We start from the raw sequence: 12,789 nt of genomic DNA, 5'->3' as shown, positions 1-12,789 counted from the left end.
TATTTGTACCTTTATTACCTTGTAGCTATATTTTCCGAGCTTTTTGCTTTTTTTCTTGCCATTAAACGCTTATAAAGTGGATAGCCCACCATATAATACCCGGAAAATGATAGTAGAATGAGAGATAAGCCTGCGAATGTTAGTGCACTGTATCTATACCAATTACCAAAGAAGGATCCATCATGCAAAGTAATAAGGAAAGTTGAGTAATCTGGGTTTGTAGATAACACTTTTCCCGTACTCGCATCGATTTGAACACCTTGACTGTTATTAAAGCGAATCTGGTAAACATTTGCACTTGGTCTATATTCTATTCTAAAGATATCTTCAACCGATGTTACACCTGGAAGCCCCTGAGACGTGGCAATGGACACGACCTTATCCATAGATATCGATTGACTTGGACTCGCCTCTTTCCCCGTCCTTAACTCATCAGCCACTCCGAGTGGTATCATATAAACAAGCAAGAGTCCTGTGACTGCTATGAACATAAAAAAAACAGATAAAATTAATCCTGCCCATTTATGTACTTTTCGGCTTAATTGATACAACTTTATAGATTTCGACATTTTCCCATCACACTCCTTGACTTCTTTTCAAAACAATACAAAGGCCTGTTACGAAATTTATGAATTTTTAGATTTTTCTTGCCGTTAGACGTTTATAAAGAGGTTATTCAACTTTTCTCTTAGTTGAAGCGCGCTCTTTACCTCCTTTATGTTCTTCCTCCCAGTAATCGGCATTCTTAATCCCCAAAGCTTTGGGATCAAATACCGGGTCTAGTATCCCTTGCTTTTTCTGATTTTCATAGTCTTTCAAAGTAATTAATGCAGGTTTGGCGAGTATTAAAATCGCAATAATATTTAGCCATACCGTAATCCCTAAACCAGCATCTCCTAATGCCCAGGCTAAGGTGGCTTTATTAGCAGCTCCATAGATAGATGCGGCTATAATAACAAATTTTAATATTAACATTGGCCATCTGCTGTTTTTACCACGGGTTAAGTAAGCGATATTTGTTTCAGCTATATAGTAATAAGCCATAATCGTCGTAAATGCGAAGAAGAATAAAGCAACAGCCACAAATCCTGCACCAAATCCAGGGAATACACTGTCAATAGCAGCCTGAGTAAACCCAGGACCTACTTCGACTTCTGGTAAATTATTTACCAGACGAGTGCCCTCTGCTGTTTCTGTATTGTACATCCCGGTAAATAGAATCATAAATGCTGTCGCAGAGCACACAAATAATGTATCAATATAAACAGAAAAAGCTTGAACTAATCCTTGTTGTGCCGGATGCGATACTTCAGCAGCTGCCGCCGGATGTGCCCCTGTTCCTTGGCCTGCTTCATTTGAATAAAGTCCACGTTTTACTCCCCATAAAATCGCCATTCCAATCATTCCACCAAACATAGAATCCATGGCAAAAGCACTCCTAAAAATAAGAGAAAAAATCGCTGGGACTGCTGTAATATTCATGGCTATGATAACAAGAGCTAACAGAATATAACCCAAAGCCATAAACGGAACGATGATTGTAGCAGTAGTAGCAATTCTTTTAACCCCACCAAATATAATAACAGCTAATAAAAGACCAATAACTATTCCGGTTATATTCTTATCAATTCCAAATGCAGTATCGATCCCTATCGCAATCGAATTTGATTGAACACCCGGCATAAGAATGGCAAGTGCAACAAGCATAGCTAAAGCAAAGGCAACGGCAAACCATTTCCATCCAATTCCCTTTTCAATATAATAAGCTGGACCACCACGATATTGCCCATCTTGTTTTACCTTATAAATCTGTGCAAGAGTAGATTCAATATATGCACTAGATGCACCAATGAAAGCAATGACCCACATCCAAAAAACAGCGCCTGGACCGCCGAAAAAAATGGCTGTTGCTACACCAGCGATATTCCCAGTTCCCACTCGGCCTGAAAGCGCTATAGATAAAGCTTGGAAAGATGACACTCCTGCTTCTGAACTTTTCCCTTGAAACATAATCCTTAACATTTCCTTAATTTTTCTGACCTGCACAAAACGTGTTAAAATTGAAAAAAATAATCCAACACCCAGTAACGCATAAATAACAGGAGTACTCCACAACAATCCATTTAATCCATTCACGAACTCTTCCAAAAAAATCCCCCCTCGCATTGTTCTGTAAAATCTATAAAAAACTGAGTCATATAGAAAGACGAAAAAAGTAAACGCTTTCAAAATAATTCAGTGTTAAAAACTTAAACCCTCCTCGGCTGAAGCCGTGACAAACGCAATACCATATAATACTTTTTTCGCCTCTTCAATTGTTAAAGGCTGGCCCGTAACACCTTTTTTTAAACACATAAAAAGGAGGCCATATTGACAGACGTATCCCGTCATCAATACAGCCCCCTATTTCACTAAATAACTATAGGCTTTTGATTATTTAAATGTGGTTAATTCCACTATTTTTTGCAACTCCATTAAACCTACTTTTCCTTTTCCATAACACCAATTCATTCGAGTTGTCTGCATGTTAATAAGGATTATTCCTCTTTTTCTACAAACGCGTAAGCCTGGTGTCCGATTCTTCTGCCAAACTCATCTTTTTTAATTTTCTGAATTAACTAATAACTTATCTAATTGTACGCGGACACATACTATTCAGTCAACATATTTTTTATCCAAGTGGTTCTTCATTATCTTCTAGAAAAGCATTTAGTTTAGCCTTATTGGACATATCAGACCTTGCAAGAAAAGTTACTAGAAGAATAAAGGTAATCACGTAGCTTGTATAAGGAGAGAATAAAATATCCATTAAATCACCTCGTTGACAACAACAGTTTAAAAACCTATTTTACCGTAAAAAACCAATTATTTGATTTAAATATCATTTTTCCATTCTCATTGTTTAGTATTTATTGCACAGTTCAAATACAATATGCTTGTTGAACTATCCTGCCCCGTTAGTACCATAAGAAAAATCTGCCTTAAAGACAGATCCAATCTTCAGCTAAGCACCGGTTAGTTAAAAATGACTCTCTTTTTACTTAACATTCATCAGGCTTTTCAGCAAGCACCCAAGAGATATCAGCCCCGAATTCCAACTGAACGACAGGATTAGGGAAGCCTTCTGGCACAAACTCTAGGTCGTAAGAAAAACCTATTGTGAAGTTCTTTATACGAACTGTATTAGTATCATTCCAAGTAGACATTGTACACAATTCTCCTTCTAATACTCTGCCAACTAAATGATAAATACCTATGTATGCACGTTTTCCCCATTCATTTGTAGGATAATCAGAGAGATGTCCTGGTTTGGCAGGATTAATTCCTAGTCTATTGAATACATTTGCTACGGAAGTATCTAAATATTTACAGGCTTCCACAAAATTGTTGCAGTATAGACAACTACATACCTCTATACCTTTGTTATAAAATTCTCGGGTCTTATCAATATCAACCTCTAATAACCAATTCTCTATTTTAATCGGTTGCAGCATTTCGACACCCACTTCTTTGAAATTTCCTCATACCCCTTTATTCGGTTAACATTTTAAAAATTCCTTGTTGAACTAACCTGCCCCTTTAGTTCTAAGCTGCCTTAAAAACAGCTCTGAGCTTCAGCTAACGCACCCTGTTAGCTGAAGAACTAGGATATTTCAGTTTTTCTTTTGTAAGAAGACAGAATCCCAAAACCAATAAATAGCAGCTGCTGCAAAACTAAAACCGTAATATATTTGGGTTTTAACTAAATATGTAGGTTCAACTCTAAATAACATTACATTAAATAAAAATACTGCTACAAAAGAAAGTACCGTGTAAATTAATAGATAAAACACATTAAATTTTCTCGGGCGTTTATTAAATATAATTTGCAATGGTACTGCAAAAAGTAAATATGGTATCACAACATAAAAAGAATAAATAATAACAGGCATTAACTGCAACCAAGAGGGTTCTCCACTCACTACAATTATAAAAACAGAAAAAGAGATACAAGACAAGAATAGACTAACAAAATAATAAGGTATTACATCGCTAATTTTCGATACTTTTTTACTTAATTTCCAAGTCTCCAATTTTTCTCAACCTTCCAAATGTCATGTTACTTTTTTCCATAATAATATCATTTCTTCAACTATTCTGCCCCGTTAGTGCCATAAGAAAAAGGCTGCCGCAGCAACCCCTTTAAGAACAAAATTTATTTATTAGGCACTAATAATACTGTTTTTACTTTTAAAGTAAATAAACAAATTAAATATTATTAATAGGAGAACGACAAGTTCCTACTTTTATGCCTAAATTATTATAATGTTTTTTTATGTTTATAATTGTCTGATGACGTGTAACTTCATTAATTAAATGATTTATTTTCATAAGGTCGATTGGTCTATTCATTAATAGGTCATTAAAAGTTTGTTTGATTTCCTTAGGATAAACATTTCCTACCATACTGGAAAGCCCATTACACCCCTCAATTACCTTTTCTGTGAAGTTTACATCTCCGCCAGCAAACATAATGAAATCCTCAGGTAAGCTTGTATTATTATGACGTTTAACATCGCTCTCTTCTTTAAGTCCTACAAGATTAGAATGTTTTTGACCAACAAGAGTCTTAAATGATTCAGCATCCAAGTCAAATCCTGTTCGAAAAGGATTATTATAAAGTACAACGTTTTTGGTTGTATGTTTCAGCAACTCATTAATATAGAGAATGGCTTGCTGTTGTGTCGGTTGGATATAAGGTGGGAATTGAATTAGAATTGAATTAAAAACGGAATTCTCAATCTTATCAATGAGTTTTATTGCATCTCTTGTTCTAGTAGCCGATACACCAAACATAAGTTCAACATTACTAAAATTTTGCTGATTGAAATATTCAATGATTTCCAGCCGTTCTTCAATGCTCATTGAATTTTGCTCACCTGTAGTACCAGATACAAGTAGTGACTCTATTCCGTTATCTGTTAAATATTCAACAATAGGATTAAACCCTTCTAAATATAAACTTTCGTCTTCATGAAAGGGAGTGGGAATAGCAACATTTAAATTTTTCATCAATTTTTTCCTCCAGTACTTAAATACATTAAAAAAATTAAATGGGATATAAGTGCAAATATTTCACACTTTTATAAAATATACATATATCGGTTTATATTTGAATTTCTCTTTACTTATTTTGTTGTGTAGAGTCTGTGCAAGGGCGGTAGTCATTAGCTAACAGCTTTTATTTTTTCTCCGTCTGTGTATCTTGCTTTACTATATGTCGTGGTTGAGTACCCACTGGCTCTTCTAAAAACCATGTGCCCATTGAAGCAAGAACCGGAACATCCTGAAAAGTAAAGAGAATGGCATCCTCTGTTTTCGAAGTGTTGCAATGTTCATGAGAAGACCAAGGTGGAGCTAGGAATAGATCACCCTTTTCCCATTCGATCTTCTCACCATCTACAATACTAAATCCTTTACCCTGAAATACTAAATTGAGTGCTACATTAGTATGGCGATGGGCCTTATTGTGCTCACCAGGTTTGAAAGTTTGTACTACCACATTCATTGTTGATGAAGTTCCATACGCATCTCCTGTATCCTTATGTACGAGTGATAGTGTTCCCCGTCCAGCTTCAAGAAAGTCCTCTGATACCGATTCCTTAAGTAAGGGATAAATGTCTTTCCATTTCCAAGAACATGCCCTGATCATAGGTTTCCTACTGTTTTTCAAAAAATTACTGTAGGTAATAATATCTGTTGTCTGATTACTCATTTTGTTACCCTCCTAAAATCCTTAATTCCTATTAAAAACTTAATAAGATTAAAATCAGTTTAAAATAGTCCGATTGATATTACAATTCACTTATTTGTATAATAATAATAGGTATAGCCTATGATTATAGCCCATATAATGATAGATTGTTTTATAGGTTTTATATAGACAATATCCTCAAAATTTCACACATCATTAGTATATTCACTATTACTTTTTAGATCAGGAGGATTTAGAATGGAATTAAGACAACTTAAATATTTTTATGCAGTATGCCAAGAACTTCACTTTACAAGAGCTGCAGAAAAGGTTGGTATTTCTCAACCGTCTTTAAGCCAACAAATCAGGTTATTAGAACATGAAATAGGGACACCTTTATTTGATCGAATTGGTAAAAAGACGGACCTTACAGAGGCAGGAAAATTACTTTTAAAGTATACTCAAAAAATTTTTTACGAACTAGAACAAGTAAAAACTTCAATAAATGAATTGAATGGACTTCAAAGAGGAACAATTTCGATTGGAACAGTGTTAACAGTTGAAAATTATCTCATTCCACCAACCTTACTAAATTTCCATCGTCTATACCCTGCTATTAAGATATCTGTGTTAGGGCTGCGTACTGGGGATATCCAAAAACACTTATTGGAAAACAAATTAGATTTTGGAATTGTTTTTTTACCTATGAAAGGTGATGAATTAGAAACAATATCTTTATATACAGAGGAAATGGCCTTTGCAGTACCCACTGGACACCCGTTAGAGAAACAGGATATATTGGGCTTAGAAGTGTTGCAGACAACACCTTCCATCTTACTTCCCGAAAACTATTTTATAAGACAGCTTATTAATAAGGCTTGTAAGGAATTAGATTTTGTTCCCGAACCAATCTTTGAAATTACAACCATGGAGTCTTTAATAAATATGGTTATAGAAGGAGTGGGGGTAACTATATTACCTAAACCTTACTTAGAGTACCTTAACCACCCTAATATAAAAATTATTCCAATCCTAAATTCTAATCTTGCTCGAGAAGTAGGAATCGTCTATAGACAAGATAAATACCTGTCTGCTGCTACACATAATTTTATTAATAATCTAAAAGAAACGTCACTTAATTTAAATTATAGTACTATTGAAAGCACTGATTAAAAGTTTCTCCTTTTCCGTGAATTTTGTGACCATTTGTATATTTTAAACCAAGAGTTTAAGAGACATAGGCATTCATGAGCAAGATACTATTTTTTCTATTTACTTCTAATAACATGAAATAAAGAAAATCAACGAATCCTTTGAGTGACAAAGAGTTCGTAGCTCTCTCTAACTTCCCTTTCGAGAGCAATATTTAAATAATTAGAGGGTGAATCCTTATAAGGGTTCACCCTCATTTACCCAATAATTAATATTAAATTACAGATGTTTTTTACTTTTGACTTTCAACTTTCATTAGAAAACCAAGCTTTTTGGAGTAACAGGGTCCCCTTTTCTATTTTTTCTTCCGAAACTCCTCCAAAACCTATCATAATTAAAGATGGTTCAATTTCTTTTTCATCCAGACAATAAAAAGATGGGTCGTAAACTCTTACACCAAATTTTTTGGCTTTCTTCACTAAATCTTTTGTAGACATATTATTTTTAATTCTTACTAAAAGATGAAGCCCTGCATTTTGTCCAATTATTTCAATATGTCTCCCCATATATTTGTTTAATGCATTTATAAGTGTTTGATGTTTTTTTTGGTAAACTTTTCTCATTCTTCGAATATGACTTGTAAAATGTCTTTCATTCATAAATATATATAATCCCTTTTGAATAATAGGGGAAACGGATTGATTGTAATTATCATACGTATGATTGTATACGTCTATTAAGTTTTGTGGTAAGACAATATAACTTACTCTTGCAGCAGGGGAAAAAGATTTAGAGAATGTGCCTAAATAAATAACATTATCTTCTTCATCTAAAGCTTTTAAAGAAGGGATTGGTTGACCTTGATATCGGAATTCACTGTCATAATCGTCCTCAATGATATAGCTACTGTTTTGAATTGCCCACTCCAATAATGACAATCGCTTTTGAATGGGAAGTACCATTCCATATGGGAATTGATGAGAAGGCGTAATATAGGCTACTTTTGTTGCTATCTTTTGTAGCTGTTCTATATCTATACCATCCTGTTCAAGTCGAATAGGTTTTATTGACCAACCGTGGTTATTAAATACTGATTGAGCCACATCATAACTCGGATTCTCCATAGCAACCGAACGGTCTTCGATAGAAAATAATTGGATAATAAGGCTGAGTGCGTGCTGAGTGCCAGAACAAATAACTATTTGCTCTTCTGAACAATTAACTCCTCGTGACTGAAATAAATAATTCATTAATTCTCTACGTAAACCAATATCTCCCTGTCGTTCTCCTGGATTTAACAATAGATCAGGTTCATTAGTCAAAGCTTTAGTTAAACAACGCTTCCAAATATCATGTGGGAAAGAGTTTACATCTATATCTCCGTATTTAAAATCATACTCAAATGTTTCCACCTTATTATCCAAGAGTACTTTTGGTTTGTGTTTGATTTCTTGTACTATAGAGGATAAGACAGGTTGCTCTAATGGGAGTACAATTAGACCAACCCTGGCTCTACTGGCTACATATCCTTCTGCTACCAATTGTTGATACGCACTGTCAACTGTGTTTTTGCTAATTTTTAACTGACCTGATAAATAGCGAACAGAAGGTAAAAACGATCCCTCCGGAATGTTACCATCTTCAATTTTTTGTTTTATATATTGAAATAACTGCACATAAATAGGAACGCCATTGTCCTTATTTAATAAAGGAATAAATTCTAACATATTTCCTCCTTCTGACCTCATTTAGTTTTTATAAACTGTACCTTTTATAGGTGTCAACATTGTAATAAACTCTGTATATCCACCGATTGACTTTAAAAGCTTATTGATTAAAGGACATGTATTAAGGGAAAATTTTAAATTTAATCAGTTAAGCAAATATGTTAAGACAAGGTTTACTATTTACCTGTTATAGTGTGCTAGTCCAAGGTGAGACTTTATGATTTATTGGAGTTGATTGACATGTTTGGTATTCATGATTTTACTTTATTTTTAATATCTTCACTAATTTTTATAGCGACACCTGGTATAGATGCTATGTTCGTTTTAAGTAGAAGTATTTCAAACGGAAGAGCAAGTGGTATGGCTGCATCTGCGGGTATTGCGACAGGTGCATTTGTACATACGATACTTTCTACTATCGGCTTGTCTATTATTTTATCCCAGTCAGTTGTTTTATTTACGGCTATTAAAATTATAGGCGGTATCTATTTGATATACATTGGGATTAAATCTCTTCTCAAGAAAAGTGAGGGAGTAAGTTTAAAGAATGTGTCTAATGTATCTAATAAGAAACACTTTATGCAAGGTGTTATAACAAATGTTGCAAATCCTAAAAATATTCTATTCTACTTGTCATTCTTACCTCAGTTCGCATCGACAAATAATGGATCCGGATCATTATCATTTCTCTTATTAGGTTCAACATTCGCTGTAATAGTGTTAGTGTGGTATGTATTGGTAACATACTTTTCGACTATAGCAACCAAGGCAATTAGGGATAACAAAACATTCAACAGTATTCTTAATAAAGTTTCAGGCGTAGTTTTTATAGCTCTCGGGTGGAGATTAATGGTTGCTAAGCCTAATTAAGGTTCGCCTCAAGGTTGAGATAAAGATACATTGACTAACTATAAAAATTTAAAAACGGAACCTACCCTCTATTTTTCACCTATATAATGGGGTGCATTTAAACTATCGGTTGCCTGTTTAACAGATGTTTCGCTCTAACACCATTGTAAGTTAACATAAGTTTATAATCCTTTTAATGGAAGTGAGGTAACTTCTAATTGAATCGAAAAATTATTAATTTAGCTGTTGGAAAACCTAAGGAATATAACTGGAACAGTACAAAAGAGCTTTCCGCAATAGGAAAATCATTTGTACAAGTTGTTGAGTTAAAAAAATCTGGCTTTGTTGATGATGATGTTGCAAACCATAAGTTTCATGGAGGACCAGACCGTGCAGTATGTTTGTATCCCTTTGAGCATTACTCTTATTGGGAAGAGATGTTCCAAAAAAAACTGATTCTACCGGCTTTTGGGGAAAATATTACGGCAACAGGGATGGTGGAAGAACAAGTTTTTATAGGTGATATATATGAAATAGGGGATACTATTGTTCAAGTAACACAAGGAAGGGTACCTTGTGCAACTATCTCCAAATATAATCAGGAAAAACAATTTTTAAAGAAAGTGGTTGAAACGACTCTAACTGGTTACTTTTTTCGAGTATTAGAAGAGGGGACCATTATGTTCGATTCGGAAATAAATCTTGTGGAAAAACACCCAAAAGAAATATCAGTTTCATTTGCTACACAAATTCTTTTTCATCAACAACAAGATAAAACATCAATTGAAAAAATATTGACGGTTGATGCTCTTGCGGAGGACTGGAGAAAAAGATTTTTAAAATTGTTATGATTCTTTTGTTCTGTTTTCGAAGTTTAGTTTGTGTATACCTTAATGAACTAACCTGCCCCGTTAGTGCCATAAGAAAAGAGCTGCCTTAAAGACAGCTCCGATCTTCAGCTAAAGCACCCGTTAGTCTATTTTCATGGTAGTTCATTAGGTTTTTTATTTATGATTCTCGACTATATTTAAGTGGAATTAGTTCACCAATTTTAGTTTTCTGTAACTCGCCATCTATATCTAAAACAACAAAACAATCTGGTGAATAATCGGAGATTAATTCCCTACACATCCCACACGGACTAACTACTCTTAACTCTCTATTTTTTTCATCTGAATAAGGATGTCTAACGGCAACAATTGTATCAAAGTATTTTTCTCCGTTTGAAATTGCATTTCCAATCGCGATAGCTTCAGCACATACTGTAATCCGTCCAATGTATGCTTCTATATGTACCGCAGAAACAATATTTCCCGACTTTGTTTTTAACGCTGCTCCCACATGATGCCTATCATCTTCATAGAGGTGAGTAATTTTACTTTTAGCTTCATCAATTAATTTAAAATCATTTTCTGATAAAGGATAAGTTTTCATAATTTTTTCCTCATTTTTTCTTATTTGTTTACCCACTTATATTTAAATTTTTTTATTTACAATATCTCTATATTCTAACTTAAGAAGTGTTTTTTTTATGAAAAATTTAAGATATCATCATGTTTTTACCAAAAATCCTTATTGAACTAACCTGCCCCGATAGTTCCATAAAGAAAAAGCTGCCTTAAAGACAGCTCCGATCCACAGCTAATGCACCTGTTACTTGAAGAAGAGTGATACAAAAATAAAGCCAATTATGATTATAAGAATAAGAATTCCTGTACTTTTCCATCCCATACTGCCTACAAAGTCTGGAAGACCTCCACCGTGAAGACTCCCACCAGGATTCCTTTTTAGCTCTTCTTGCCTTAATTTTTCCCTTCTTTTTTCAGGAGTTTCTTTATCTTCACTCATTTGAACACCCCCTGTGAATTAAAAAATCATCCCTTCTAAATTTTACCATTAATAACCGTTATCCATGTTGAACTATCCTGCCCCTTTAGTTCCATAAGAAAAGTGCTGATCGTCACAGCTCTTTAAAGAGCATTTGCTAATCCTATTTACTAATATCTCCTTATAAAATTACTTAACATTAATTTCTGTATTTAACTAAAATTATTTGATGTCAAATCTTTACGGCGATATACGCTTAGTACGATACCCATTAGAAACGCATTAAATAGAGTAGGCATTAAACCATAGCTAATAAACGGTAAGGATATAGAGGTGATTGGAAATAAACCTAGTGTCATTCCAACATTATAAATAAACTGGGCTACATAAAGAGCAATTCCACCTACAAGAAGCAATTTACCATAATGATTATTAATTTTATAAGATATTACTATCATTCTTGCAGTAAAAAGTGACAGAATAAAAACAAGGATAGTCGCAAACAAATACCCATAATAGTAAGTCAAACTTGCAAAAACAAGATCAGTATGTGCACTCTCAATAAACTCTTTATTTTCAGTTGTTCCAAACCATCCTGCTGTCGAAATCAGCTCTTTTAAATGCAAGTATGTATAACCTGCCCCATTTGCATAATTTTCTGGATTCAAGTACCCCAATAATCTTTCTTTCTGGTAATCCTCTATTGAAGACCAAATAAATAAGCCACCGATCATAGATAAACAAATTGGTACAACTGTAATGATAAGTGCATTTTTCTTATCTACCTTGCTCCACCAGAGCATAACGAATACCATAATTGTATATATAAAGACTGTCGAAATACTTGCTACTGTTAAGAATAAATAAAAAGAAAGTAAGAACAAACTTCCAAGATACCAAACCTTCAACCTACTATTATTGAAAAATGAAGTCCAGGAAAGAAAAAAGAATGGTACAGCCATAAAACTTTCAATTGTTATAGATCCAATTCTTACAAAAGCAGCCGCATTTATTATGGTGTTTGAAAAAAAATTAATTATTAGGAGAATGATCACTCCTATTGTGTAAAACAACCATCCTTGCTTTTCCAGTTTCCGATAATCAATCATCATCATCCCAAAAGCAACCGCAGCACCGAGAATAACGAAAATCACCTTATTTCTTAGAAAGTGATTTACATCCATAAAGCCCGCATTACCAAGGGATACTATTGGCAAGAAGCCTAACCCCATAGTTGTAACTAATAAAATAACCATCAACCAATCAATCCTTGGTCGATGAAGTTTGTTAAGTTCCTGACCAATTTTTATTGGGCTTCCCATTTGTTCAACTGCTTTGTCTTCAGCATCTATCTCATTTAAGCCTTTCTCTTTCCATGTGTTCTTAGATTTCTCTAAATGAAATTCTAATTCGGTTGCAATAAATTTCTTTGCTTCCTTTGATTTAATATGATTTGTGACTTCTTTTAAAAAGGAATCCTGTCTTTTTTTCAATTTTGCC

Annotated in this window: 14 protein-coding genes; 3 read left to right on the top strand and 11 right to left on the bottom strand. The window is 34.0% G+C overall.

Annotated elements, in window-relative coordinates:
• Positions 1-14: 14 nt before the first annotated feature.
• From OTG27_RS22620 to OTG27_RS22590, 7 genes are all read right to left on the bottom strand, one after another.
• The gene (locus OTG27_RS22620; RefSeq protein WP_268938207.1) at positions 15-569 is read right to left on the bottom strand and encodes a PepSY-associated TM helix domain-containing protein; all 555 of its coding nucleotides are present in this window, start codon (positions 567-569) and stop codon (positions 15-17) included.
• Between the two features lie 103 nt (positions 570-672).
• Positions 673-2,148, bottom strand: a complete 1,476-nt coding sequence (locus OTG27_RS22615; RefSeq protein WP_268938206.1) for an alanine/glycine:cation symporter family protein — start codon at positions 2,146-2,148, stop codon at positions 673-675.
• 93 nt (positions 2,149-2,241) lie between these two features.
• Entirely contained in the window at positions 2,242-2,391 is a 150-nt protein-coding gene (locus OTG27_RS22610; RefSeq protein ID WP_268938205.1) for a hypothetical protein, read from the bottom strand.
• A gap of 650 nt (positions 2,392-3,041) precedes the next feature.
• Positions 3,042-3,494, bottom strand: a complete 453-nt coding sequence (locus OTG27_RS22605; protein WP_268938204.1) for a hypothetical protein — start codon at positions 3,492-3,494, stop codon at positions 3,042-3,044.
• Positions 3,495-3,653: 159 nt separating this feature from the next.
• A complete protein-coding gene (locus tag OTG27_RS22600) occupies positions 3,654-4,073 on the bottom strand; it encodes a UPF0715 family protein (RefSeq protein WP_268938203.1) in 420 nt (139 codons plus the stop codon).
• Between the two features lie 175 nt (positions 4,074-4,248).
• Positions 4,249-5,052 (bottom strand): dihydrodipicolinate synthase family protein, encoded by an 804-nt coding sequence (locus OTG27_RS22595; protein WP_268938202.1) that lies wholly within the window; start codon positions 5,050-5,052, stop codon positions 4,249-4,251.
• Positions 5,053-5,221: 169 nt separating this feature from the next.
• Positions 5,222-5,755 (bottom strand): cupin domain-containing protein, encoded by a 534-nt coding sequence (locus OTG27_RS22590; protein WP_268938201.1) that lies wholly within the window; start codon positions 5,753-5,755, stop codon positions 5,222-5,224.
• A gap of 237 nt (positions 5,756-5,992) precedes the next feature.
• Here OTG27_RS22590 and OTG27_RS22585 point away from each other — a divergent pair, with 237 nt between their 5' ends.
• Positions 5,993-6,907, top strand: a complete 915-nt coding sequence (locus OTG27_RS22585; protein ID WP_268938200.1) for a LysR family transcriptional regulator — start codon at positions 5,993-5,995, stop codon at positions 6,905-6,907.
• Between the two features lie 284 nt (positions 6,908-7,191).
• On the opposite strand, the gene pdxR is transcribed toward OTG27_RS22585, so the two are convergent.
• On the bottom strand, positions 7,192-8,613 hold the full coding sequence (gene pdxR, locus OTG27_RS22580) for a MocR-like pyridoxine biosynthesis transcription factor PdxR (protein ID WP_268938199.1): 1,422 nt from the start codon (positions 8,611-8,613) through the stop codon (positions 7,192-7,194).
• Between the two features lie 240 nt (positions 8,614-8,853).
• Between pdxR and OTG27_RS22575 the strand changes: the two genes are divergently transcribed.
• Positions 8,854-9,483, top strand: coding sequence for a LysE family translocator (locus OTG27_RS22575; protein ID WP_268938198.1), 630 nt, complete (start codon positions 8,854-8,856; stop codon positions 9,481-9,483).
• Between the two features lie 197 nt (positions 9,484-9,680).
• Entirely contained in the window at positions 9,681-10,313 is a 633-nt protein-coding gene (locus OTG27_RS22570) for an MOSC domain-containing protein (protein WP_268938197.1), read from the top strand.
• A 157-nt stretch (positions 10,314-10,470) separates the two neighbouring features.
• On the opposite strand, the gene OTG27_RS22565 is transcribed toward OTG27_RS22570, so the two are convergent.
• The 3 genes from OTG27_RS22565 to OTG27_RS22555 all read right to left on the bottom strand — a co-directional run bounded on the left by OTG27_RS22565 (position 10,471) and on the right by OTG27_RS22555 (position 12,782).
• Positions 10,471-10,896, bottom strand: coding sequence for a cytidine deaminase (locus tag OTG27_RS22565; RefSeq protein WP_268938196.1), 426 nt, complete (start codon positions 10,894-10,896; stop codon positions 10,471-10,473).
• Positions 10,897-11,115: 219 nt separating this feature from the next.
• Positions 11,116-11,310 (bottom strand): DUF6366 family protein, encoded by a 195-nt coding sequence (locus tag OTG27_RS22560; protein WP_268938195.1) that lies wholly within the window; start codon positions 11,308-11,310, stop codon positions 11,116-11,118.
• 191 nt (positions 11,311-11,501) lie between these two features.
• Complete coding sequence (locus OTG27_RS22555) at positions 11,502-12,782, bottom strand: FtsW/RodA/SpoVE family cell cycle protein (protein WP_268938194.1); 1,281 nt, start codon at positions 12,780-12,782, stop codon at positions 11,502-11,504.
• Between the last annotated feature and the right edge of the window lie 7 nt (positions 12,783-12,789).

The organism is Peribacillus sp. AS_2 (assembly GCF_026891895.1).
In the GTDB taxonomy this organism is placed as follows: domain Bacteria; phylum Bacillota; class Bacilli; order Bacillales; family DSM-1321; genus Peribacillus; species Peribacillus frigoritolerans.
Note: the sequence above shows the minus strand (reverse complement) of the source record. Positions and strands in the feature narration are given on the sequence as shown.